Origin of the sequence: Micromonospora sp. MA102, assembly GCF_025460765.1 — a bacterium.
Lineage (GTDB): Bacteria > Actinomycetota > Actinomycetes > Mycobacteriales > Micromonosporaceae > Micromonospora > Micromonospora halotolerans.
This window is the reverse complement of sequence record NZ_JAMWEG010000005.1, coordinates 240,231-263,705: the sequence shown is the minus strand read 5'-3', so window position 1 is coordinate 263,705 and position 23,475 is coordinate 240,231. Positions and strand designations below refer to the sequence as shown.

The window sequence follows — 23,475 nt, the reverse complement described above, 5'->3', positions numbered from 1 at the left end:
GGCGGCCTACCGGACCCGCACCCCGGCGAGCAGGGCGTCGACGAACTCCGGGCCACCGCCCGGTGGCGGGGTGAGCTGCACGTAGAGCAGGCCGGCCGGACCGGCGGCCCGCCCGGCGGCCTCGACGATCACGGGCCGGCCGGCCGGGCAGGCGAACGCGGCCACCACCCAGTCCACGCCGCCCTGCCGGGTGTGCCGCAGCGGCGCCGCGGCGCAGTCCGCGTGCGGGCGTTCGGCGAGGAAGCCCTCCGGGGTGGTGCGGCGGGCCGTGCCGGCGGAGAGGCCGACGAAGGCGCCGGGCACGCTCGGGTCCGCCGCCCAGCGGCCCGGGTCCGGGGACATTACCAGCGCCGGTTCCAGCTCGCCGTCGTCGCCGTACTGCCCGCTCCAGCCGGTGCCGTCGGCCCGCCAGCCGGCCGGCAGGGTGACGGTCAGCGGCCCGCTGCGGCCCATGGCGCCGGTCCCGGTGCGGCCGGCGGCGTCGCCGGCCGTCGCACCCGTGGCGACGAGCACCACCGCGACCGCGCCCGAGACGGCGAGCCACCGCCGGCGGAGCGGCGAGGTGGCGGGGGGCCCGGCGGCGGGCTCGGCGCGGGCCGCGGGAGCCGGCCCGCCGACGCCCGGGGCGGCTCGCCGGAGGGCCGCCCGGAACGACGCCGCGTCCGGGTAGCGGTCCGCCGGCCGTACGGCGGTGGCGGTCCGGAGCACCGCGGCGACCGCGGGCGGCACGCCGGCCCGCAGTCCCGGCGGTGCCCGGCCGGGCCGGGAAGCACCGGTCGGCGCGGCGTCGCCGAGCAGCCGGAGGCCGAGGCGGCCCAGGCCGAACACGTCCGCCCGGGTGTCGACGACCGCGAGCGGGTCGTCCTGTTCCGGCGCCATGTAGCCGGGGGTGCCCGCGCGGGCGGTCAGCCCGGAGGCGGCGGCGAGCGCCTTGGCCAGCCCCAGATCGGCGATGAGCACCCGCTCACGGCCCGGACCCGACCGGAACAGGATGTTGCCCGGCGTCAGGTCCCGGTGCACCACGCCGTGCCGGTGCAGCACCGCCACCCCTGCCGCGATCTCGTCCAGCAGCGTCACGGCCGCGGCCACCGGCAGCGGGCCCCGTGCCAGCCGGTCCCGGAGGCTGCCGCCGTCCGCCCAGGCCAGCACGGCGTACGGGCGGCCGTCGGGCAGCTCACCCACGGCGTGCACCCGGACCACACGGTCGTGGTCCAGCCGGCGCAGCAGGCGGGCCTCGTCCAGGAAGCGTTCCCGCACCCGCAGGTCGTGGCTCCAGTTCTCGGCCAGCACCTTGACCGCCACCCGGCCGTCGAGCACCGGGTCGTACGCGAGCCAGACCGTGGCGAAGGACCCCGCCCCGAGCAGCCGCTCCACCCGGTAGGCCCCGATCCGTGTCGGCGCCGTCATCGCATCACCACCCCGGCCGCCGTTCCCTCGACGGTAGACGCCGTGACCGGCCGGGGGCACTCCCGGCGGCCTCCCCCGCCGTTCCTCCGGGCGGTCGGGAACCCGACGAACCGAACCCGCCGGGCCGGAGACCAACAGGGCAGGAGAACCGAACAGAAGGAGAACCGCCATGAACCGTCTCTGGCCCACCATCCTCACCGGGCTGCTGGCCCTCGCCACCGTCGCCCCGGTGACCGCCGCCCCGGCCTCGGCCGGTGTGCCGGCGGCCCGGGCGGCCGCCGACCCCGCACCGGCGGCCCGGATGGGCGCTTCCGCCGCGGAGGTCGAGGTGCTCAGCGTCCGCGGCGCCGGGCCGTACCGGATCGGCGCCCGGCTGGACCGGCTCGCGGCGGCCGGCCTGATCGACTGGACGGCGGCCGGGTGCGCCGGGGTGCGACACGCCGGCGCCACCGGGGCCTGGGCCGGGGTGGTCCTGCTGGCCTTCCGGGACGGCCGGCTGGTGTCGGTGGGTACGGCCACCGTCCCGCCCCGCTCCCCGGCCGGCGCCTCGGTCGGCATGTCCTTCGCCGAACTGGAGCGCATCTACGGGCGGCGCGGGGCGCTGATCCGCAACGACGCCGGGGACGCCGAGGCGTACCTGGTCCGGTTCGGGTCCCGCGTCGAGCTGTTCACCGGTCACCCGATCCGCCCCGGGGTCGGCTTCTACGAGGCCGGCGCGGCGTCCCACGTCGAGCGGGCCTTCCGGCAGGGGACGTCCTGCTGACCGGGCCGGGAGACGACTTCGCGCCGGGCGACCAGGTCACCCGGCGCGAAGCGCGCGTACGTGCGGTGGAGGTCAGCCGACGGCGGCCATGACCTCGTCGGAGACGTCGAAGTTGGCGTAGACGTTCTGCACGTCGTCGCAGTCCTCGAGGACGTCGATCAGCTTGAAGATCTTGCGCGCGCCCTCCTCGTCCAGCGGCACGTTGACGCTGGGGATGAGGGAGGACTCGGCCGACTCGTACTCGATGCCGGCGTCCTGCAGGGCGGTGCGGACCGGGATGAGGTCGGTCGGCTCGGAGACCACCTCGAACGCCTCACCGAGGTCGTTGACCTCCTCGGCGCCCGCGTCGAGCACGGCCATCATCACGTCGTCCTCGGTGGTGCCCTCCTTGGGGACGATCACCACGCCCTTGCGGGAGAACATGTACGACACCGAGCCGGCGTCGGCGAGCGAGCCGCCGTTGCGGGTCAGCGCGGTGCGCACCTCGGTGGCGGCGCGGTTGCGGTTGTCGGTGAGGCACTCGATGAGCATCGCCACGCCGTTCGGGCCGTAGCCCTCGTACATGATGGTCTGCCAGTCGGCGCCGCCGGCCTCCAGGCCGGAGCCGCGCTTGACGGCGCGGTCGATGTTGTCGTTCGGCACCGAGCTCTTCTTCGCCTTCTGGATGGCGTCGTAGAGGGTCGGGTTACCGGCGGGGTCCCCGCCGCCGGTCCGGGCCGCGACCTCGACGTTCTTGATCAGCTTGGCGAACATCTTGCCGCGCTTGGCGTCGATGACGGCCTTCTTGTGCTTGGTGGTCGCCCACTTTGAGTGGCCGGACATCTCATACCTCCGTCTGTTGACCCACGCCTGCGTCGACTGTCCGCGCCCGCGCCGAACCGGGACCGCCGGGCGGTCGGCTGGGGGGCGGCGGCGGGCGGTGAGCCCTGCCGAACCGCCGCAATCCTACCGAGGTCGCGTCCCCGCATGTCACACCCGCACCGGGGGCGGTGCCGCGACAGCTCAGGCGGCGGCCCGGACGAGATCCACGAAGTAGCGGTGCAGCCGCAGGTCGCCGGTGAGTTCCGGGTGGAAGGAGGTGGCCAGCAGGTGGCCCTGCCGCACCGCGACGATCCGGTCGGCGGCCGGCCCGGACGACGACTCCAGCTCGGGGACGCCGCGCCGCGACCTGAAGTCGTCGTCGGTGACCCGGCCGAGCACCTCGACGCCCGCGCCGACCCGCTCGACCCACGGGGCGCGGATGAAGACCGCGTGGAACGGCGGGTCCCCGACCCCGGTGATCTCCACCGGCGCCTCGAACGAGTCGACCTGCCGGCCGAAGGCGTTGCGCCGGACGGTCATGTCGATGCCGGCGAAGCCGCGCTGGTCGGGGCGGCCGTCCAGCACCTCGGCGGCCAGCATGATCATGCCGGCGCACGACCCGTAGACCGGCATGCCGCCGGCGATCCGCTTGTCGATCGGCTCGCGCATCTCGAAGATGTCGACGAGCTTGCTCATGGTGGTCGACTCGCCGCCCGGGACCACCAGGCCGTCGACCGCGTCCAGCTCGGCCGGCCGACGCACCGGACGGGCGTCCGCGCCGGCCCCGGCCAGGGCGGCGAGGTGCTCGCGCACGTCGCCCTGGAGGGCGAGCACACCGATGACGGGTGCGGTCACTCCTCGCTCCTTCCGCTCGTCGGACGGGGCCCGGGCCGGGCCCCGTCCGGTCGCCGTCACCAGCCGCGCTCGGCCAGCCGGTGCGGCTGCGGGATCTCGTCGACGTTGATGCCGACCATCGCCTCGCCCAGGCCGCGGGAGACCTTGGCCAGCACGTCCGGGTCGTCGTGGAAGGTGGTGGCCTTCACGATCGCGGCGGCGCGCTGGGCCGGGTTGCCCGACTTGAAGATGCCCGAGCCGACGAAGACGCCCTCGGCGCCGAGCTGCATCATCATGGCCGCGTCGGCCGGGGTGGCGATGCCGCCCGCGGTGAACAGCACGACCGGCAGCTTCCCGGTCTCGGCGATCTCCTTGACCAGCTCGTACGGCGCCTGAAGCTCCTTGGCGGCCACGAACAGCTCGTCGGCCGGCAGCGACTGGAGCCGGCGGATCTCCTTGCGGATCTTCCGCATGTGGGTGGTGGCGTTGGAGACGTCGCCGGTGCCGGCCTCGCCCTTCGAGCGGATCATGGCAGCACCCTCGGTGATCCGGCGCAGCGCCTCGCCCAGGTTGGTCGCGCCGCAGACGAAGGGGACGGTGAACGCCCACTTGTCGATGTGGTTCTCGTAGTCGGCCGGGGTCAGCACCTCGGACTCGTCGACGTAGTCGACGCCGAGGGACTGGAGGACCTGCGCCTCGACGAAGTGGCCGATCCGGGCCTTGGCCATGACGGGGATCGACACGGCGTTGATGATGCCGTCGATCATGTCCGGGTCGCTCATCCGGGAGACGCCGCCCTGGGCACGGATGTCGGCGGGCACCCGCTCCAGCGCCATGACGGCGACGGCGCCGGCATCCTCGGCGATCTTGGCCTGCTCGGGGGTGACCACGTCCATGATCACGCCGCCCTTGAGCATCTCGGCCATGCCCCGCTTGACGCGGGCGGTGCCGACGACCGGGTTGGCGTTGGTGTTCGGGGAGGTGGATTCGGGCACGGGTCATCGCTCCTTGGACGTGCTCGGGGGGTGGCTGCGCACAGGCTACGACGGTGTCAACGCCGGTCCGACAGCCAATCAGACCCCCGGTGGCCTGCTCTGTGGTCGGCGTCACCGGAGCCCGGGCCACCGCCCGCTCAGCCCGTGGTGACGTCCGCCTTCGGGATGAGCGTGGGGTCGTCGACGTCGAAGTAGCGGGGCCACTCCCGCCCGCGTCCCATCCGCAGCAGGCGTACCAGGGGGCGGCCGCGGGCCGCCCGGGCGTCGCGGACCAGGTCGGTGTGCACCTGCCGGGCCAGGGCCAGCCGCCGGCTCGCCGCGATCACCGCCTCGCAGGCCGGGTCCGCCGGGTCCAGGTCGACCGTGCGCAGCTGCCGGGTGAGGTCGTTCTCCGCGGCCTCCCGCTCCTCGCCGACGGCGTCCAGTGCGATCCGGGCGGCGGAGTACAGCTCGACGCCGTAGCGCTGCTCGGCCAGCACCGCGGCGGCGGCCGCGCGGCGCAGCAGGTGCGCGTCGAGCGCCCGGGCCGCCGACTCGGCCCGGGCCTGCAGCCGCTCGACCCGGCCGGCGGTCCAGATCAGGTACGCCGAGACCAGCCCGAGCGCCAGCGCCCCGCCCACCACCCACCACATGCCCGGCATCGTAGTGCTGCTCCTCATCCCGCCCGGCCGGCGCGGGCACCGGTCGACGCGCTCGTCACAGCGGCCCCACCGGCCACCGGGTTCAGCCCAGCCCCGCCCATTCCTGGTCCATGACCCGGCCGTCGGTGGCCTCGATCGCCGCTGCGTATACCTCCAGAACCCGCCGGGCAACCACGGGCCAGTCGAAATTCGCCACCGCCTGGTCGCCGGCGGCGGTCAGCCCGGCCCGCTGTCCCGCGTCATCGAGCAGTTCGGTCAGGGCGCCGCGCAGCGCCGCCGCGTCCCCGGTCGGGAAGAGCCGGCCGGCCCGCCCGCCGTCCAGCACCCGGCGGAAGGCGTCCAGGTCGCTGGCCACCACGGTGGTGCCGGCGGCGAGCGCCTCGGTGAGGATCATCCCGAAGGACTCCCCTCCGGTGTTCGGTGCGACGTAGAGGTGCAGGCTGCGCAGCATACGAGGTTTGTCGGCCTCGGAGACCATGCCGAGGAAGGTGACCCGGTCCCGCAGCTCGGCCGGGAACTGCCCGTAGAGGTCCTCGGCGTCGCCCGGCCCGGCGACCAGCAGGCGCAGGCCCGGCCGGTGCGGGGCGAGCGCGACGAAGGCGTCCCGCAGGATCGGGAAGCCCTTGCGCGGCTCGGTGAACCGGCCCAGGAAGCCGAGCGTCCCGCCGGTGCCCGGCGCGCACTCCCCCGGCCAGCCGGGCAGCGGCTCGACGCCGGCGAACTTCGCCACCGCCACCCCGTTGGGGATCTCCACGGCGCCGCCGTCCATGTGCTCCACCTGGACCTTGCGGGCCAGCGCGCTCACCGCGATCCGGGCGGTGAGCCGCTCCAGCAGGATCTGGAGCACCCCCTGCGCGGCGGACAGCACCCGCGACCGGGTCATCGCGGTGTGGAAGGTCGCCACCACCGGGCCCCGGGCGCAGAGCACGGCGAGCATCGACAGGCTGGGGGTGAGCGGCTCGTGCACGTGCAGCACGTCGAAGTCGCCCCGGGTGATCCAGCGCCGCACCCGGGCCGTGGAGACCGGGCCGAAGGCGATCCGGGCCACCGAGCCGTTGTACGGCAGCGGCACGGCCCGGCCGGCCGACACCACGTACGGCGGCAGCGCCGCGTCCTCGTCGGCCGGCGCGAGCACGCTCACCTCGTGGCCGAGCCCGAGCAGCGCCTCGGCCAGGTCCATGACGTGGTTCTGCACCCCGCCGGGGACGTCGAAGGAGTACGGGCACACGATGCCGATCCGCATTGCGCCCCGCTCCCTCAGATCGTCCCGGTGGTGGCCGGCGGCTGCGACATGGTGCCGTCGGAGCGCTGGTCCAGCCACATCCGCTGCAACATGTGCCAGTCTTCCGGATGCCGGGCGATGCCCGCCGCCAGACCGTCGGCAATCCGCTGGGTCACCGTGCGCACCCGGGCGTTCAGCGGGGCGCTGTCCTCCGCGGGCAGCTCCAGGGGGCCCTCGATGGCGGCGCGGGCGCCGTCCGGCTCGTACCACAGCGAGGCCACGTAGAGCGGCGCGCCGGTGCGGATGGCCAGCAGGGCCGGGCCGGGCGGCATCCGGGTCGGTCCGCCGAAGAACTCCACGTCCACGCCCCGGGCGGAGAGGTCCCGGTCGGCGAGCAGCGGCACCACGGCGCCCGCCCGCAGCCGGTCCACCAGCACGTCGAACGCCGGCCGGTCGCCCCCGGAGGTGGGCAGGATCTCCATGCCGAGGGCCTGCCGGAAGGCGAGGAAGCGCTTGTAGAGGCCCTCCCGCTTGAGCCGCTCGGCGACCGTGGTGATCGGCCAGCCGTTGGCCGCCACCCAGGCGCCGGCGGCGTCCCAGTTGCCGGCGTGCGGCAGCGCGACCACGGCGCCCCGGCCGGCCGCCACGTCGGCGGCGAGCTTCTCCTGGCCGTCGAGGTGGAACCCGGCGAGGATCTGCGGCCGGCTCAGGCTCGGCAGCCGGAACGCCTCCAGCCAGTACCGGGCGTACGACCGCAGGCCGTCGCGGACCAGCCGCTCCAGCTCCGCCTCGGGCAGGTCGGGGCCGACCACCCGGCGCAGGTTGGCGCGCAGCCGCCGCGTACCCCTGCCGTCGCCGCGGTGGGCGCGGTCGGCGCCCGCCCGGAAGGCGGCGGCGACCACGGGCCGGGGCAGCGCGCGGACCAGCCGCCAGCCGGCGACGTAGCCCGCCTCGGTGAGGTTCACTCCCGGCCGACCAGCTGCGCCTGCCGGTACACGTGGGCCATCCGCTGCCCGACCGTGAAGATCGAGACGGCGGCGAGCAGCCAGAGGGCGATCTCCAGGGCCGGGTCGACGCCGAGGCCGGTGAGCAGGCCGCCCACCCCGACGATCAGCAGCCGCTCGGTGCGCTCGGCGATGCCCACGTTGCAGGTCATCCCGAGCCCCTCGGCACGGGCCTTGACGTAGGAGACCAGGCCGCCGGCGGCCAGGCAGAGCAGCGCGGCGGCCACCGCCGAGTAGTCGTGCTCGGTGGCCAGCCAGTAGGCGACCGCGCCGAAGACGGCGCTGTCGGCGATCCGGTCCATGCTCGAGTCGAGGAAGGCCCCGAACCGGGTGGAGCCGCCGCTCATCCTGGCCATCGTGCCGTCGAGGAGGTCGGTGAGCGCGAAGACCGTGACGATCAGCGCGCCGGCGACCAGATGACCGCGAGCGCCGAAGCCGAGGGCGCCGACGAGCACGCCGAGGGTTCCGGTCACGGTGACCGCGTTGGGGGACACACCGGCGCGGAGCAGGCCGCGCGCGAGCGGCTCCACGACGCGGGTCATGCCCGCGCGGGCCGTCACTTGGAAGATCTTCGCCATGGCGGTCCCACGATAACGGCCGGCAGCGGCCGGCGACACAGCCGGTCGTCCCGACCCGCCTGGCGCTCTTGTGTCGACCCGGTTACCGGTGTGAGATCGAGCGTGGGAGGTGAGCCAGCTCACCGGACCACCCGTCCGCCTACCCGTCGTCCAGGAGATCACCGGAAGATATCGCCGCGGTGCCCGCCCGGGCCGCTTCCCCGTCGCGCGCGGCGGTCGCCACCACCACCGGTTGAGGGAGGTGCGCCGCGATGGCGCAGAAGAATCAGGAGAAGGGTGTCACCGGCGGCGCGCCGGTGGTGACCGAGCCCGGCAGGGTTCGCAACGTGGTGCTCGTCGGGCACTCCGGAGCGGGCAAGACCACCCTGGTCGAGGCGCTGCTCGCGGCCAGCGGCACGATCGGCCGGGCCGGCAGCGTCACCGAGGGCACCACCGTCTGCGACCACGATCCGGCCGCCGTGCGCCAGCAGCGCTCGGTGAGCCTGGCCTGCGCCCCGCTGCTGCACCGCGACGTCAAGGTCAACCTCCTGGACACCCCCGGGTACGGCGACTTCGTCGGCGAGCTGCGCGCCGGGCTGCGGGCCGCCGACGCGGCGCTGTTCGTGGTCTCCGCTGTCGACGGCATGGACGCCGCCACCGCCGCCCTGTGGGAGGAGTGCGCCGCGGTGGACATGCCGCGCGCGGTGGCGGTGACGCGGCTGGACCACCCGCGCGCGGACTTCGACGAGGCGGTGGCCCTCTGCCAGCGGGTCTTCGGCGACAACGTGCTCCCCCTCTACCTGCCGATGCTGGGCGACGACGGCGAGTCGGTCGCCGGCCTCATGGGGCTGATCACGCGGCGGGTCTTCGACTACTCCGAGGGCCTGCCGGCGGCGGTGCGCGAGCCGGACCCGGAGCACCTGCCGGCCATCCTGGAGTCCCGCAACGAGCTGATCGAGGGTGTCATCGCCGAGAGCGAGGACGAGACCCTCATGGACCGCTACCTCGGCGGCGAGGAGATCGGCACCGAGGTGCTCATCGCCGACCTGGAGACGGCGGTGGCCCGCGGCCACTTCTACCCGGTGGTGCCGGTCTGCGCGGAGACCGGAGTCGGGCTGGACGCGCTGCTGGACGGCCTCGTGGCGGCGTTCCCGTCACCGCTGGAGCACGAGCTGCCCGCGGTCACCGGGGTGGACGGCTCGCCCCGGCCGCCGCTGGCCTGCGACCCCGACGGCCCGCTGGTCGCCGAGGTGGTCAAGACGACGGTGGACCGGCACGTCGGGCGCGTTTCCCTGGTCCGCGTCTTCTCCGGCACGCTCCGCCCGGACCAGGTGGTCCACGTGTCCGGTCACGGCATGGCCGAACGCGGTCACCCCGACCACGACGCCGACGAGCGGGTCGGCCACATCTACAGCCCGCTCGGCGCGACGCTGCGGGAGGTGCCGACCGCGGTGGCCGGTGACATCTGCGCGATCACCAAGTCGGGCAGCGCGGAGACCGGCGACACGATCTCCGCCAAGGAGGAGCCGCTGCTCGTCGCCCCGTGGGAGATGCCGGAGCCGCTGCTGCCGGTGGCCATCGTGGCGAAGAGCCGGGCCGACGAGGACGCCCTGGCCCGCAACCTGGCCCGGCTGGTCGCCGGCGACCCGACCCTGCGGCTGGACCGCAACGCCGAGACCCACCAGTTGGTGCTCTGGTGCATGGGCGAGGCGCACGCCGACGTGGTGCTCGACCGGCTGCGCGCCGGCGGTGTGGAGCTGGAGACCGAGCCGGTCCGGGTGGAGCTGCGCGAGACGTTCACGGCCGCCGCGAAGGGCCACGGCCGGCACGTCAAGCAGTCCGGCGGCCACGGCCAGTACGCGGTCTGCGACATCGAGGTGACGCCGCTGCCCCGGGGCGCCGGCTTCGAGTTCGTGGACAAGGTGGTCGGCGGCGCGGTGCCGCACAACTACATCCCCTCCGTGGAGAAGGGCGTCCGGGCCCAGATGGAACGCGGCCTGGTCGGCGGCTACCCGGTGGTGGACCTGCGGGTGACCCTGTTCGACGGCAAGGCGCACAGCGTCGACTCCTCCGACGCGGCGTTCCAGACCGCGGGCGCGCTCGCCCTGCGGGACGCCGCCGAGAAGGGACAGCCGACCCTGCTGGAGCCGGTCGACGAGGTGACCGTGCGGGTGCCCGACGCGTCGGTGGGCGCCGTGATGGGCGACCTGTCCGGCCGGCGCGGCCGGGTGCTCGGCACCGAGCCCGACCCGGACGCCGAGGGGCGCACCCTGGTCCGCGCCGAGGTCCCCGCCACCGAACTGCTCCGGTACGCGGTCGAGCTGCGCTCGATGACCGCCGGCACGGGCACCTTCCGCCGCGAGTTCGCCCGCTACGAGCCGATGCCCACCCACCTCGCCGAGCAGGTCCGCAAGGAGGCCGGCGGGCGGGCCTGACCGCCCCGGGCCGCCCAGGCCCGTCCCGGACCGGTCGCGGGCGGCGGGTGCGGCGGGTCAGGGCCGGGCGGCCGGGACGGGCGGCATCGGCCAGTGCGGGCGGTCGGCGTCGCGCAGGGCGGCCGCGCGCAGGGCCGCGAGCTGGCGCTCCACCTCGGCGAACTGGTCGGGGGCGAGCGGGCCGCGGTCCAGCGCGGCGGCGTTCTCCTCCACCTGCGCGACGGTGCGGGCGCCGGGGATCGGCACGGCCCGGCCGCTGCGCGCCCAGATCCAGCCGAGCGCGCCCTGCGCCAGGGTCCGGCCGTCGGCGGTCAGCGCGCCGCGGACGGCGGCGACCCGGCGCAGCCACTCCGGGGCGGGCCGGCCGCCGCGGAACCACTCCAGCCAGGTCGGCGGGGTGCCGCGCACGTCGTCGCGGGGCAGCGTCGACTCCGGGGTGTACTTGCCGGTGAGCAGCCCCATCCCGAGCGGCCCCCGGGCCAGGCTGGCCAGGTCGTGCTTCTCGCAGACGGCCAGCATGGCCGGGGCGTCCCGGAGCACCGACAGGCCGTGCTGCACGGCGGCGGCGCCCCGGGCGACCTGGGCGAAGGCGGCCGCCCGGTCGGCCCGGTCGGTGCTCCAGCCGTACGCCCGGACCAGTCCGTCGGCGACCAGGTCCGCCAAGGTGCCGATCAGCGCCTCGGCCCGGGGCACCGGGAGGTCGGCGAGGTGCAGCTGGTAGAGGTCGATCCGGTCGGTGTCCAGCCGGCGCAGCGAGTCGACGACGGCCCGCCGCAGGTACTCGGGTGAGGCGTCCTCCCCGGTGGCCTGCCGGGTCCGCTCGTCGAAGGTGTAGCCCCACTTGGTGGCGATCACCGCCTCGTCGCGCCGGCCGGCGAGGGCCCGGCCGAGGATCCGCTCGCCGTGCCCCGCGCCGTACGTGTCGGCGGTGTCGAAGAGCGTCACCCCGAGGTCGAGGGCGCGGCGGACGGCCCGGATCGACTCCGCGTCGTCCACGACGCCCCAGCCCAGCGGCCGGGCACCCTCGGCCCACGGTCCGCCGATCGCCCAGCAGCCCATGCCGAGGGCGCTGACCGCGATGCCGCTGCGGCCCAACGGCCGCGTGGTGACTGCCATCGCCGCATCCTGCCACCTTCCCGGCACCCGTGGGCCGCTTCCTCACCCCGGGTGCCCGGCCGGCCGGCGGACCGTCAGCGGGCGTACGCCAGCAGCACCGGGTCGGCCTGCCCGGCCCAGGCGCCGGTCAGCCGGGCCGGCGCCGGGGCGTCGGCCGGAGCCGGCCGGCGGACCAGGGCCAGCTCGACGTCACCGGCCCGGATCAGCGTCGGGTCGCCGTCGACCACCTCGTCGACGGCGCCGAGCGCCGGCAGGGCGCCGGTCCGGGTGCCGGCCAGGGTCATGTTCGGGGCGCGCACCTCGCGCCGGCCGTCGACCTCGAAGTACTCCTCCGCCTGGCCGGCGTCGGCCAGGACGGCGGCGGCCAGGGCCGGCGCGTAGACCGGGTCGCCGCAGGCGTCGTACACCCAGCGCGGGCCGAGCGCGGAGTGGTCGGTGGTGCCGACCAGCCACCGGTCGGCGCCGGCCAGCGGCGCGCCCCGGTAGGTCAGCGGCACCTGGAGGACCGGACCGTCGCCGACCCGAACCAGCATGGTCTCGATGCCGACCTCGCCGGCCGGGTCGTCGAACCGGAAGGTCGCCACGCGGGTGACCTCGGCGCCGGGGGTGCCGGCGAACCAGGGCCGGCCGGGCAGCCAGGCGGCGAGCAGGTCGAGCTTGGAGGGGCGCAGTTCCGCGCGGTGCAGCAGGGCCATGCCCAAGATCGTACTGTCGGAGCCGGGCCGCGGTCGCCCCCGGCCGTCAGGCCGGCCAGGCCTTGGCGAGCAGGTCCCGGGTGTCGGCGAGGAGTTGCGGCAGCACCTTGGTGCGGCCGATCACCGGCATGAAGTTCGCGTCGCCGCCCCAGCGCGGCACCACGTGCTGGTGCAGGTGCGCGGCGATGCCCGCGCCGGCCACGCCGCCCTGGTTCATGCCCAGGTTGAACCCGTGCGCGCTGGACACGTGCCGGACCACCCGCATGGCGTCCTTGGTGAACGCGGCCAGCTCGGCGGTCTCCGGCGCGTCCAGCTCGGTGTAGTCCGCCACGTGTCGGTAGGGGCACACCAGCAGGTGACCCGGGTTGTAGGGGTAGAGGTTGAGCACGGCGAAGACGTGCTCGCCCCGCGCCACCACCAGGCTCTCGTCCGGCGGCAGGCCCGGGGCGAGGCAGAACGGGCAGCCGGTCGGCTTCTCGTACCCGCCCTCAGGCCGGTCCTCGCCCGAGATGTAGGTCATCCGGTGCGGCGTCCAGAGCCGCTCCAGCCCGTCCGCCAGACCGTTGTCGCCGCCGCTGCCGGCGCCGTCGAAGTGCCGTTCCGCCCCAGTCACACGCCGATCCTACGGTCACCGCGGCGGAACCCACCCGGCCGGACGGGCCCGCGACGGGCGGCTCAGGTGTTGGGCGTGCCCTCCGCCGACGGGCCCGAGTTGGTACGGGACTCGGCGACCTCCCGCACGTGGGCCACCGCCTCCTCGATCGGCACGCCGTTGCGCTGCGACCCGTCGCGGTAGCGGAAGGAGACCGTGCCGGCTGCCACGTCGTCGTCCCCGGCGATCACCATGAACGGGATCTTCTGCTGCTGGGCGTTGCGGATCTTCTTCTGCATCCGGTCGTCACCCGCGTCGACCTCGGCCCGGATGCCCTGCTTGCGCAGGGTGGTGACGAAGTCCTGGAGGTAGTCGGTGTGGTCCTCGCGGATCGGGATGCCGACCACCTGCACCGGGGCGAGCCAGGCCGGGAACGCGCCCGCGTAGTGCTCGGTGAGCACGCCGATGAACCGCTCGATCGACCCGAACTTGGCGCAGTGGATCATCACGGGCTGCTGCCGCGTGCCGTCGGCCGCCTGGTACTCCAGCCCGAAGCCCTTCGGCTGGTTGAAGTCGTACTGGATGGTCGACAGCTGCCAGGTGCGGCCGATGGCGTCCTTGGCCTGCACGGAGATCTTCGGGCCGTAGAAGGCCGCGCCGCCCGGGTCCGGCACCAGGTCAAGCCCGGTCTCCACCGCGCACTGTTCCAGCACGGCGGTGGCCGTGGCCCAGTCCTCGTCCGACCCGACGAACTTGTCGAGCCGGGCCTCGTCGCGGGTCGACAGCTCCAGGTAGAAGTCGTCGATGCCGAAGTCCTTGAGCAGGCTCAGCACGAAGTTGAGCAGGTGCTTGATCTCGGCGGGCGCCTGCTCGCGGGTGCAGTAGGAGTGCGAGTCGTCCTGGGTCAGGCCGCGCACCCGGGTCAGCCCGTGGACCACGCCCGACTTCTCGTACCGGTACACCGACCCGAACTCGAACAGCCGCATCGGCAGCTCGCGGTAGGACCGACCGCGCGACCGGTAGATCAGGTTGTGCATCGGGCAGTTCATGGCCTTGAGGTAGTAGTCCGCGCCCTCGAGCTCCATGGGCGGGTACATGCCGTCGGCGTAGTAGGGTAGGTGGCCCGAGGTGTGGAAGAGCCCTTCCTTCGAGATGTGCGGGGTCCCGACGTACTGGAAGCCCTCCTCGATGTGGCGGGTGCGGACGTAGTCCTCCATCACCCGCTTGAGCACGCCACCCTTGGGGTGGAAGACCGCCAGGCCGGAACCGATCTCGTCGGGGAAGCTGAACAGGTCCAGGTCCGCGCCGAGCTTGCGGTGGTCGCGACGGGCGGCCTCCTCCAACAACCGCAGGTACGCCTTCAGCTCGTCCCGGGTCGGCCACGCCGTGCCGTAGACCCGCTGGAGCTGCGGGTTCTTCTCCGAGCCCCGCCAGTAGGCGGCGGCCGAGCGCATCAGCTTGAACGCGCCGATCAGCCGGGTGTTCGGCAGGTGCGGGCCGCGGCACAGGTCCGACCAGCAGACCTTGTCCTCGTTGGCGGCGAGGTTGTCGTAGATGGTCAGCTCGCCGCCGCCCACCTCCATCACCTCGGAGGAGTCCAGCCCCTCGCCCTTGACCTCGATCAGCTCCATCTTGAACGGCTCGGCGGCCAGCTCACCGCGCGCCTCGTCGAGGCTGCTGAAGCGGCGCCGGCGGAACCGCTGGCCGGACTTGACGATCTCCTGCATCCGCTTTTCGAGCTTCGCCAGGTCGTCCGGCTGGAACGGCTTGGCCACCTGGAAGTCGTAGTAGAAGCCGTTCTCGATCGGCGGGCCGATGCCGAGCTTGGCCTCGGGGAACACGTCCTGCACCGCCTGGGCCAGCACGTGCGCGGTGGAGTGGCGCAGCACGTTCAGCCCGTCCGGGCTGTCGAGGGCGACCGGCTCGACGGCGATCTCCTCGGCCGGCTTCCAGTCCAGGTCGCGCAGCACGCCGTGCGGGTCGCGGACCACCACGATCGCCTTCGGGCCGCTCATCGGCAGCCCGGCCGCGGCCACCGCGTCGGCCGCCGTCGTCCCGGCGGCGACGACGACGGGGTCGGCCACGACGGGGGTACGGGGTGCGGACACGGTGACTCCTGTCGTCGAACGGGTGCGAACGTGCCGGGTACCGGCTCCTGCGATGCTATCGGTCGCCCGGACCCGCGCCGTCGGCGACGCCGCGCTCCCCCGTCCGGGCAGTTCCGTCCCGCGTTGAACCTTTCCGCCGTCCCGCCCGAACTACCGGGTGGGGCCGGAGCCGGTTGCCGGCCGCGTCGACACGGATGGGGAGGACCATGACGATGATCCGTCGGGGCCGGTGGTGGGCGGCCGCGCTGCTGGCCGCCACGGTGGGCGGCACGCTGGGCTGGCCCGGCGCCGCGAGCGCCGCCGAGGTGATCCTCACGACCTCACCCGCCCAGGTGCACCAGGGCGACGCCATCGAACTGGCCGTGGTGCTGCCCGAGGAGCGGGCCGGCAGCCGGACCAGCCGGATCGAGCTGCGGATGCCCGTGGACGCCCCGATCGGCGAGGTCTACCCGCTCTCCGTGCCCGACTGGGCGCCCACCATCACCACCCGCACCCTGGACCAGCCGGTCGCCGGCATCCACTCCTCCGAGCTGAACCAGGTGACCGACGCGGTGACCTGGATCCGCGTGCCGGGCACCACCAGGCCGGCCCGGCTCTCGCTCGGCATGGGCCCCATGCCGGCCACCGACCGGCTGACCTTCACGGTGATCCAGACCTACACCGACGGCACCGTGGTCCGCTGGGCCGACCCGCCCGGCGGCGCGCACCCCGCCCCGACGGTCACCCTGCTGCCCCCGCTGGCGGGCGCCGCCGTCCACGGCGACCCGGCCGCCGAGCCGGCCGGCCACGCCGGCCACGGGAACTCGGCCGCCGAACCGCCGGCCGAGGCGGCCACCCCGGCACGGCCCGCCGATGACGGACCGAGCGCCGACCTGCTGCTGGGCGGCGGGCTGCTCGCCGGGCTGGCCGGCGGCGCGGCGATCGGCTGGCTCCTGAGCCGCCGCCGCACCACCCTCACCCTGCCGTCCGGCTCCTCCGCGCCGACCGGGGGCGACCCCACCCCCGATGGCGACACCCCCGGGGGCGACCCTGCCGGGCCGCGCCCCGCTACCACCGGAACGGCGCCCCTGACCCCCTCGGCCTCCCGCTGACCGCTCCGCCCGCGGAGATCGTGGCGACCTACCGTTCGTGGCGAACGACAACTCGCCAGGATCCGGGACCCGCAACGCCGGACGGGCGGTCAGGCGGGAGTGGTGAGCCAGTCCGGGAGGGGCTCGCGGGCGGCGAGCCAGCCGTCCGGGACCCCGCCGGGGGTGCCGACCCCGGTGTGGGCGGCCACCACGCCGCCGGCGATCGCCGCGGTGGTGTCCACGTCCCCGCCCGCCTCGACGCAGGCGCGGATCGCCGCCGGGTAGTCGTGCAGGTGGGTGGCGGCGACCCAGAGCGTGAAGGGAACGGTGTCCTGCGCGGTCACCCGGGAGCCGTTGCCCAGCGCCTCGGCGACCTCGCCGGCCGGATGGCCGAGCAGCGCGGCGGCCCGGCGTACGCCCCGGTGCACCTCGCCGGCCGGGTCGAGCGCGCCGGCCACCACGGTGAGCAGCCGGGCCGGCTCGGGGCGGTCCCCGTCCAGCCGGGCCCGGGCGGCCAGCGAGGCGGCCACCGCCACGGCGACCGCACCGGCGATCCCCTCCGGGTGCGCGTGGGTCACCTCGGCCGAGGCGCGGGCCTGGTCGGCGGCGCGCCGGGTGGAGTCGGCGTACCAGGCGCCGAGCGGGGCCACCCGCATGGCCGCGCCATTGCCGCAGGAGCCCTGACCGTCGAACGCGGATGCGGCGGCCACCGGCCAGGGCGTGCCGGCGCGGATCAGTTCGAGCAGTTCCACGGCGCCGGCGCCGTAACGGCGGGCCGGGTCGTAGTGCGCCGCGAAGGCGAGCGCGAGGGCGTCCCGGTCCACCCGTCCGTGCGCGGCCAGCACGGTGAGCACCGAGCAGGCCATCTCGGTGTCGTCGCTCCACGGCCACGGGCCGTGCGGCAGCGCGTCGGCCCAGGCGGCGACCGCGCGGCCCGGCACGAAGAACCGCGCGCCGAGGGCGTCGCCGACCGACAGGCCGGCCAGCGCGTCGCGCGCGAGCGTGAGGCGGGTGTCGGGGAAGAGAGTGAACGCCATCGTCGTCCCAGCTTGCCCGGTTCGCGGGAGCGCCGCAACGCGATCAACTTGCCACGCCGAGTACGGTGCTGACGTGGCAACCGTCCTCCTGGTCGAAGACGACCACGTCGTACGCGGTGCGATGTTGCGGTCCCTGACCGACCGGGGACACGCGGTGCACGCCGTCGGCACGGCGCTGGACGCGCTGCGCCGGGTCGCCGCCGAGACACCCGACCTCGTGGTGCTCGACCTCGGCCTGCCCGACCTGGACGGCTCCGACGCGCTGCGGATGCTGCGCGGCATCACCGACGTGCCGATCATCATCGCGACCGCCCGGGACGACGAGCAGTCGGTGGTCCGGCTGCTGCGTGCGGGCGCCGACGACTACATGGTCAAGCCGTTCACCGGCGCCCACCTGGACGCCCGGATCACCACCGTGCTGCGGCGGGCCGGCCGGGCCAGCCGCACCGTCCAGCCGGCCGTGCACACGGTCGGCGGCCTGCGGGTGGACGTCGGCGAGCGCAGCGCCGTGCTGGACGGCGAACCCCTGGCCCTGACCCGCAAGGAATTCGACCTGCTGGCGTATCTCGCCGCACGTCCCGGCCGGGTAGTGTCCCGGCGGGAACTCTTGGAGGAGGTATGGCGGCAGCCCTCGGTCGGCGAGGACCAGACCATCGACGTTCACCTCTACTGGCTCCGCCGCAAAATGGGCGAGTCCGCGGCGAAGCCGCGTTACCTGCGCACCGTGCGGGGGGTCGGCTTCCGGCTGGTGGCGCCGGACTGAGGCCCGCGCTGGCCTGGCTCACGGCCGGCATGTGCAGCCTCGTGGCGCTCGCCTTCCTGATCCCGCTCGGGATCACCCTGTCCGACCAGGCGCGGGAGGAGAAGCTGGCCGACGCGGCCCGGCGCAGCGCGCTGGTCACCGGGGCGCTCGCGGTCAGCACCGACCCGGAGATCGTCCGGCGGGCCGTGGCGGCCAGCGGCGACGACCCGGCGCTGCGGCCCGTCGTACACGGGATCGGGGTCGACGAGGGCGCGGGCCGTGCCGACGCGGCGGCGCTGGACCGGGCCGCCGCCGGGCGGCGTTCGGTGGTCAGCGACGTGCCCGGCGGCGTCCTCCGGCTGGACCCGGTGGTGCTCGGCGACCGGGTCGCCGTGGTGGAGGTCTTCGTTCCGGACGAGGTGCTCGACGCCGGCGGCGGCGGGCGGTGGCTGCTGCTGCTCGCGGTGGCGCTGGCGCTGGTCGGCGCCGCGGTGATCGTGGTGGACCGGGTGGCCGCCCGGGCCGTCGACGCGACCGGCGACCTGGTGAAGGCGGCCCTCGCGGTCGGCGACGGCGAGCTGGGCGTCCGGGTCGAGCCGACCGGGCCGCGGGAGCTGGCCGAGGCCGCGCACGCGTTCAACCGGATGGCGGAACGGCTGGTCGCGCTGCGCGCCGACGAGCGGGAACTCGTGGCCGACCTGTCGCACCGGCTGCGCACGCCGCTGACCGCGCTGCGCCTGGACGCCGAGGCGCTGGAGTCCGACGACACCAGCATCGGCACGTTCAGCGAGGCGGAGCTGGACCGCCGCCGTGGCATCCGGCGGATCCGGCAGGCGATCGTGACCCTGGAGGGCGAGGTCGACCAGCTCATCACGACCACCCGCAAGGCGGTCAGCCAGGAGACCGGGCCGGCGACCTGCGACGTCAGCGAGGTGGTCCGGGACCGGATGGTCTTCTGGTCGGCCCTCGCCGGCGACCAGAACCGGCCGCACCGGGTGGTGGGCGCCCAGCTGCGGATCCCGGCGCCGGTGCCCCGGGCCGAGCTGGCCGCCGCGCTGGACGCGGTCATCGGCAACGTCTTCCGCTACACCCCGCAGGGCACGGCGTTCGAGGTGGCGGTGAGCCGGCGCGACGGCTGGGTGGCGATCCGGATCGACGACGCCGGCCCGGGGATCACCGACCCGGACCGGGCGCTGCGCCGGGGCGCCAGCGACCAGGGCTCCACGGGCCTGGGGCTGGACATCGCGAAGCGGGTCGCCTTGCAGGCCAACGGTTCGGTGAGCATCGACCGGGCCCGGCTGGGCGGGGCCAGCGTGGTGATGCTGCTGGCCGACCCGGAGGCGACGCCCCGGCAGGTCAACCGGTTCGGCCTGGTCGGCCGGATGGCCCGCGACGCCCGGGAGCCGCGGACCGGCCGACGCTGGCCGCGGCCGCGCTGAGCCGGTGGCTGTGGGCCGCCGCAAGTCTTCCTTAGGTGTCGGTTAACGGCGGCCACGAGGCCGGGCCGGGCTGTCAGGATCAGGACCGAACCCATCAGTTCCGCCGCCCGGGAACGCCCCGTAACACCTCCGGTCGGCGGAGCAGTGCGCGCGGCGGGAGTTCGGTCCCCCCACACCTCGCTCCCGCCGCGCGCCGCTTCTCCCGTCGAGCCGCACCCCGGGCGTGAGGTGACCGTGATGACGCCGACCGTCAGCCGCCTGCTCCGCTGGGCCGCCGTGATCGGCCTCGGCGTCGCCCTCACGCTCGCCGCCTGGCAGGACCCGGTGCACGCGGACGGCCCCGGCCGGTCCGCCGACGACCTGCCCGGCGCCGCCGTCGCCCTGGCCGCGATGGTCGGGTTCGGGCTGGCCCTGGCCGGGCGGCGCCGGCCGCTGCGGGTGTCCCGGCGGCCGGTGCCGTCCCGTCCGGTCAGCGCGTCGCGGTCGCCAGGTACGCGTCGATCTCGCCGCTGATCCGGGCCTGTTCCCCCGGCTCCAGGAACGCGGCCGTCACCGCGTCGCGGGCCAGCGCGGCCACCCCGGCCGGGTCGAGGCGCAGCAGCCGGGCGGCCACCGCGTACTCGTCGTTGAGCGTGGTGCCGAACATCGGCGGGTCGTCGGAGTTGACGGTGACCAGCACGCCGGCCTCGACGAGCTGCGGCAGCGGGTGCTCCTCGATGGTCGCCACGGCCCGGGTCCGCACGTTGGAGGTGGGGCACACCTCCAGCGGGATCCGCCGCTCGGCCAGGTGGGCGAGCAGCGCCGGGTCGAGGGCGGCGGAGATGCCGTGCCCGATGCGCTCGGCGCCCAGCTCGCGCAGCGCGTCCCAGACGGTCTCCGGGCCGGTGGTCTCGCCGGCGTGCGGCACCGACCGCAGGCCGGCCGCCCGGGCCTGGTCGAAGTACGGCTTGAACTGCGGCCGCGGCACCCCGATCTCCGGGCCGCCCAGGCCGAAGCTGATCAGCCCGTCGGGCCGCTCGTCGAGGGCGATCCGCAGGGTCTGCTCGGCGGCCGGCAGCCCGGCCTCGCCGGGAATGTCGAAGCACCAGCGCAGCGCGATGCCGAAGTCGGCCTCGGCCCGCTTGCGGGCGTCCTCGATAGCCTCGCAGAAGGCCGGCGCCGGGATCCCCCGGTGTACGTGGGAGTAGGGCGTGACGGTCAGCTCGGCGTACCGGACCTGCTGGCGGGCCAGCTCCCGGGCCACCTCGTGGGTGAGCAGCCAGACGTCGTCGGCGTCCCGGATCAGGTCCACCACGCTCAGGTAGACCTCGATGAAGTGGGCGAAGTCGCGGAACGCGAAGTAGTCGGCGAGCGCCTCCGGGTCGGCCGGGACGGGGGTGCGCCCCTCGTGCCGGGCGGCCAGCTCGGCCACGATCCGGGGCGAGGCGGAGCCGACGTGGTGCACGTGCAGCTCCACCTTGGGCAGTCCGGCGATGAAGGTGGGCAGGTCGGTCACAGGTTCTCCTCTGCGCGGGCGCCGGTGCGGGCCACCACGAAGATCCGGCGGAACGGGAAGTACACCTGACCCTGCCGCACCGGGTACGCCTCGGCGAGGCGTACCCCAAGCTCGGCGCGGAAGTCGGCCCAGCCGGCGGCGTCGAGCGCGGCGCGGACCGGGCGCAGCGCCGTCCCCTCCATCCAGGCCAGCACCGGGTGGTCGCCGCCGGCGGCCGGGAGCAGGTGCACGTAGGTAGTCTCCCAGGCGTCCACGGCGCAGCCGGCACCGACCAGCAGCGCGGCGTAGTCGACGGGGTCCTCGACGGGCGCCTCGCGCAGCAGGGGGGCGAGGGTGTCCCGCCACCGGTCCCGCCCGGCCACCTCGCGCAGCGCCCGGTGCGACGGGGCGGCGAAGTTCCCCGGCACCTGGAACGCCAGCCAGGCGCCGGTCGGCAGGGTGGCGGCCCAGCGGGTGAGCAGCGCCTGGTGGCCGGGTACCCACTGGAGCACCGCGTTGCAGACGACCACGTCGACGTCGGGCTCCGGACGCCAGTCGCGCACGTCCCCGACCGTGAAGGAGACCGGCTCGGCCAGGACGCCGGCCCTGGCCAGGCTGCCGATCCGCCCCAGGGCGCGGGCCCGTGCGATCATCTCGGCGGAGGAGTCCAGACCGGCGATCCGGCTTCCCGGCCAGCGGCCGACGAGGGTCGTGGTCAGGGTGCCCGGGCCACAGCCCAGGTCCACGACCGCGCGGGGCCGCTCCGCCGCGACCCGGGCGAGCAGGTCGTGGAAGGGGCGGGAGCGCTCGTCGCCGTAGCGCAGGTAGGTGCTCGGGTCCCACATGACAGCCTCCAAACCGTACGTACGTCTTGCTAGACGGTACGGCCCGGCGGGCGCCCCGGCAAGCGGCTCACTAGGCTCGACCGGGTGGAACAGCGCAGCTTCGACCGGCTCGGCCGGCACGTCGGCATCATCGGACTCGGCGCCTGGCAGCTCGGCGCGGACTGGGGCGAGGTCAGCGAGAGCACGGCCCTCGACGTCCTGGGCGCCGCCGTCGACGCCGGGGTCACCTTCCTGGACACCGCCGACGTGTACGGCGACGGCCGCAGCGAGCAGCTGATCGGCCGGTTCCTGCGGGCGCGCCCCGGGCACGGGCTGACCGTGGCCACCAAGATGGGCCGGCGGGTGCCGCAGGCGCCGGAGGCGTACACCCTGGACAACTTCCGGACCTGGACCGACCGGTCCCGGGCCAACCTCGGCGTGGACACCCTCGACCTGGTGCAGCTGCACTGCCCGCCCACCGCGGTCTTCGCCGACGACCGGGTCTTCGACGCCCTGGACACCCTGGTCACCGAGGAGCGGATCGCCGGGTACGGGGTCAGCGTCGAGACCACCGACCAGGCGCTCACCGCGATCGCCCGGCCGGGCGTGGCCAGCGTGCAGATCATCCTCAACGCCGTGCGGCACAAGCCCCTGGAGCGGGTGCTGCCCGAGGCCGCGAAGGCCGGCGTCGGCATCATCGCCCGGGTGCCCCTCGCCAGCGGCCTGCTCTCCGGCCGGTACGACGAGCACACCACCTTCGCGCCGGACGACCACCGCAGCTTCAACCGGCACGGCGAGTCCTTCGACGTCGGCGAGACCTTCTCCGGCGTCGACTACGACCTCGGCCTGTCGGCCGTGCGCCGGCTCGCGCCGCTGGTCGGCGAGGGCCGGACGATGGCCCAGTTCGCGCTCCGCTGGATCCTCGACCAGCCCGGCGTCACCGTGGTCATCCCGGGTGCCCGCACCGCCGAGCAGGCCCGGCGCAACGCCGCCGCGGCCGACCTGCCGCCGCTGACCGAGGTGGAGCTGGCCGCCGTCCGCGCCACCTACGACGAGCTGATCCGGCCGCAGGTGCACGACCGGTGGTGACCCCGGACCGGCGGCCCGTCGGCGCGGCGTCGCCCCGGGCCGCCGGCCGCGGGCATGCTGGAGCCGGGCGTACGTCTGCGGAGGGGGAACGATGAGGGGCTGGTTCCGGCTCACCGTGGGGCTGCTGGCCGTGGTGCTCGGTGCCCTGTGGACCGTGACGGGCCTGGGCCGCGTCGAGGGCAGCGTCCTGACCGGTCACCGGATCTGGGCGGTCGCCGGCCCGGTGCTGGTCCTCATCGGACTCGTCGCGCTGTGGTTCGGGATGCGGGCCCGGCGCCGGCGCGGCTGAGCCCCGGCGGGTCCACAGTGCGGAAAAGCCCCGCCTCCCGGAAGGGACGCGGGGCTTCTGCACACCGGCCGGCGCGGCCGGTGCTCCGACAGCTCAGATGGGGCGGACCTGCTCGGCCTGCGGACCCTTCTGACCCTGGGCGATCTCGAACTCCACCCGCTGGTTCTCCTCCAGCGTGCGGTAGCCGCTGGACTGGATGGCCGAGAAGTGGACGAACACGTCAGCACCCCCGCCGTCGACGGTGATGAAGCCGAAGCCCTTGTCAGCGTTGAACCACTTCACGGTTCCCTGCGCCATGTGTATCTCCTTCTAAAACTGGCGGCCGAGCACGCCGTGCGGCC

Annotated in this window: 24 protein-coding genes; 8 read left to right on the top strand and 16 right to left on the bottom strand. The window is 75.0% G+C overall.

Going from position 1 to position 23,475, the window contains the following annotated elements:
- Positions 1-6: 6 nt before the first annotated feature.
- A complete protein-coding gene (locus NFX44_RS13115) occupies positions 7-1,407 on the bottom strand; it encodes a serine/threonine-protein kinase (protein ID WP_262283794.1) in 1,401 nt (466 codons plus the stop codon).
- 169 nt (positions 1,408-1,576) lie between these two features.
- On the opposite strand from NFX44_RS13115, the gene NFX44_RS13110 reads away from it, so the two are divergent.
- Positions 1,577-2,170: a hypothetical protein gene (locus tag NFX44_RS13110; RefSeq protein WP_262283793.1), complete on the top strand. Its 594-nt coding sequence runs from the start codon at positions 1,577-1,579 to the stop codon at positions 2,168-2,170.
- Between the two features lie 72 nt (positions 2,171-2,242).
- Here the strand turns inward: NFX44_RS13110 and NFX44_RS13105 are convergent, their stop codons facing one another.
- The 7 genes from NFX44_RS13105 to pgsA all read right to left on the bottom strand — a co-directional run bounded on the left by NFX44_RS13105 (position 2,243) and on the right by pgsA (position 8,245).
- Positions 2,243-2,992 (bottom strand): YebC/PmpR family DNA-binding transcriptional regulator, encoded by a 750-nt coding sequence (locus NFX44_RS13105; protein ID WP_151464323.1) that lies wholly within the window; start codon positions 2,990-2,992, stop codon positions 2,243-2,245.
- 180 nt (positions 2,993-3,172) lie between these two features.
- On the bottom strand, positions 3,173-3,826 hold the full coding sequence (gene pdxT, locus NFX44_RS13100) for a pyridoxal 5'-phosphate synthase glutaminase subunit PdxT (protein WP_262283792.1): 654 nt from the start codon (positions 3,824-3,826) through the stop codon (positions 3,173-3,175).
- 56 nt (positions 3,827-3,882) lie between these two features.
- A complete protein-coding gene (gene pdxS / locus NFX44_RS13095) occupies positions 3,883-4,800 on the bottom strand; it encodes a pyridoxal 5'-phosphate synthase lyase subunit PdxS (RefSeq protein WP_107075150.1) in 918 nt (305 codons plus the stop codon).
- Positions 4,801-4,937: 137 nt separating this feature from the next.
- On the bottom strand, positions 4,938-5,441 hold the full coding sequence (locus tag NFX44_RS13090; RefSeq protein ID WP_262283791.1) for a hypothetical protein: 504 nt from the start codon (positions 5,439-5,441) through the stop codon (positions 4,938-4,940).
- Between the two features lie 82 nt (positions 5,442-5,523).
- Positions 5,524-6,684 (bottom strand): glycosyltransferase family 4 protein, encoded by a 1,161-nt coding sequence (locus tag NFX44_RS13085; protein ID WP_262283790.1) that lies wholly within the window; start codon positions 6,682-6,684, stop codon positions 5,524-5,526.
- A gap of 14 nt (positions 6,685-6,698) precedes the next feature.
- Positions 6,699-7,628 carry a phosphatidylinositol mannoside acyltransferase gene (locus NFX44_RS13080; RefSeq protein ID WP_262283789.1) on the bottom strand — a complete coding sequence of 310 codons (930 nt, stop codon included), beginning with the start codon at positions 7,626-7,628 and terminating at the stop codon, positions 6,699-6,701.
- Entirely contained in the window at positions 7,625-8,245 is a 621-nt protein-coding gene (gene pgsA, locus NFX44_RS13075; protein WP_262283788.1) for a phosphatidylinositol phosphate synthase, read from the bottom strand. The genes NFX44_RS13080 and pgsA overlap by 4 nt, the downstream gene beginning before the upstream one ends.
- Positions 8,246-8,496: 251 nt before the next feature.
- Here pgsA and NFX44_RS13070 point away from each other — a divergent pair, with 251 nt between their 5' ends.
- Positions 8,497-10,659, top strand: a complete 2,163-nt coding sequence (locus NFX44_RS13070; RefSeq protein ID WP_262283787.1) for an elongation factor G-like protein EF-G2 — start codon at positions 8,497-8,499, stop codon at positions 10,657-10,659.
- Positions 10,660-10,716: 57 nt separating this feature from the next.
- On the opposite strand, the gene NFX44_RS13065 is transcribed toward NFX44_RS13070, so the two are convergent.
- From NFX44_RS13065 to thrS, 4 genes are all read right to left on the bottom strand, one after another.
- Entirely contained in the window at positions 10,717-11,775 is a 1,059-nt protein-coding gene (locus tag NFX44_RS13065; protein ID WP_262283786.1) for an aldo/keto reductase, read from the bottom strand.
- 74 nt (positions 11,776-11,849) lie between these two features.
- A complete protein-coding gene (locus NFX44_RS13060; protein ID WP_262283785.1) occupies positions 11,850-12,470 on the bottom strand; it encodes a hypothetical protein in 621 nt (206 codons plus the stop codon).
- 46 nt (positions 12,471-12,516) lie between these two features.
- Complete coding sequence (locus tag NFX44_RS13055; RefSeq protein WP_262283937.1) at positions 12,517-13,029, bottom strand: HIT domain-containing protein; 513 nt, start codon at positions 13,027-13,029, stop codon at positions 12,517-12,519.
- Between the two features lie 116 nt (positions 13,030-13,145).
- Positions 13,146-15,170 carry a threonine--tRNA ligase gene (gene thrS, locus NFX44_RS13050; RefSeq protein WP_262283784.1) on the bottom strand — a complete coding sequence of 675 codons (2,025 nt, stop codon included), beginning with the start codon at positions 15,168-15,170 and terminating at the stop codon, positions 13,146-13,148.
- A gap of 206 nt (positions 15,171-15,376) precedes the next feature.
- On the opposite strand from thrS, the gene NFX44_RS13045 reads away from it, so the two are divergent.
- Positions 15,377-16,261, top strand: coding sequence for a YcnI family protein (locus NFX44_RS13045; protein ID WP_262283783.1), 885 nt, complete (start codon positions 15,377-15,379; stop codon positions 16,259-16,261).
- Between the two features lie 89 nt (positions 16,262-16,350).
- Here NFX44_RS13045 and NFX44_RS13040 read toward each other — a convergent pair whose 3' ends face one another.
- On the bottom strand, positions 16,351-17,277 hold the full coding sequence (locus NFX44_RS13040) for an ADP-ribosylglycohydrolase family protein (RefSeq protein ID WP_262283782.1): 927 nt from the start codon (positions 17,275-17,277) through the stop codon (positions 16,351-16,353).
- 73 nt (positions 17,278-17,350) lie between these two features.
- Here NFX44_RS13040 and NFX44_RS13035 point away from each other — a divergent pair, with 73 nt between their 5' ends.
- From NFX44_RS13035 to NFX44_RS13025, 3 genes are all read left to right on the top strand, one after another.
- The gene (locus NFX44_RS13035) at positions 17,351-18,040 is read left to right on the top strand and encodes a response regulator transcription factor (RefSeq protein WP_089155714.1); all 690 of its coding nucleotides are present in this window, start codon (positions 17,351-17,353) and stop codon (positions 18,038-18,040) included.
- A gap of 29 nt (positions 18,041-18,069) precedes the next feature.
- Positions 18,070-19,458, top strand: a complete 1,389-nt coding sequence (locus NFX44_RS13030; RefSeq protein WP_262283781.1) for a HAMP domain-containing sensor histidine kinase — start codon at positions 18,070-18,072, stop codon at positions 19,456-19,458.
- A gap of 237 nt (positions 19,459-19,695) precedes the next feature.
- Positions 19,696-19,971: a hypothetical protein gene (locus NFX44_RS13025; RefSeq protein ID WP_262283780.1), complete on the top strand. Its 276-nt coding sequence runs from the start codon at positions 19,696-19,698 to the stop codon at positions 19,969-19,971.
- Here NFX44_RS13025 and NFX44_RS13020 read toward each other — a convergent pair.
- Positions 19,928-20,953 carry an adenosine deaminase gene (locus NFX44_RS13020; RefSeq protein ID WP_262283779.1) on the bottom strand — a complete coding sequence of 342 codons (1,026 nt, stop codon included), beginning with the start codon at positions 20,951-20,953 and terminating at the stop codon, positions 19,928-19,930. The two genes, NFX44_RS13025 and NFX44_RS13020, sit on opposite strands and share 44 nt — an antisense overlap.
- Positions 20,950-21,777 carry a trans-aconitate 2-methyltransferase gene (locus NFX44_RS13015; RefSeq protein WP_262283778.1) on the bottom strand — a complete coding sequence of 276 codons (828 nt, stop codon included), beginning with the start codon at positions 21,775-21,777 and terminating at the stop codon, positions 20,950-20,952. The genes NFX44_RS13020 and NFX44_RS13015 overlap by 4 nt, the downstream gene beginning before the upstream one ends.
- An 84-nt stretch (positions 21,778-21,861) precedes the next feature.
- Here NFX44_RS13015 and NFX44_RS13010 point away from each other — a divergent pair, with 84 nt between their 5' ends.
- Both NFX44_RS13010 and NFX44_RS13005 read left to right on the top strand, forming a co-directional pair.
- Positions 21,862-22,845, top strand: a complete 984-nt coding sequence (locus NFX44_RS13010; RefSeq protein ID WP_262283777.1) for an aldo/keto reductase — start codon at positions 21,862-21,864, stop codon at positions 22,843-22,845.
- A 91-nt stretch (positions 22,846-22,936) separates the two neighbouring features.
- Positions 22,937-23,134, top strand: coding sequence for a hypothetical protein (locus NFX44_RS13005; RefSeq protein WP_262283776.1), 198 nt, complete (start codon positions 22,937-22,939; stop codon positions 23,132-23,134).
- A 93-nt stretch (positions 23,135-23,227) separates the two neighbouring features.
- Here the strand turns inward: NFX44_RS13005 and NFX44_RS13000 are convergent, their stop codons facing one another.
- Positions 23,228-23,431, bottom strand: a complete 204-nt coding sequence (locus NFX44_RS13000) for a cold-shock protein (protein ID WP_091424054.1) — start codon at positions 23,429-23,431, stop codon at positions 23,228-23,230.
- Positions 23,432-23,475: the final 44 nt, after the last annotated feature.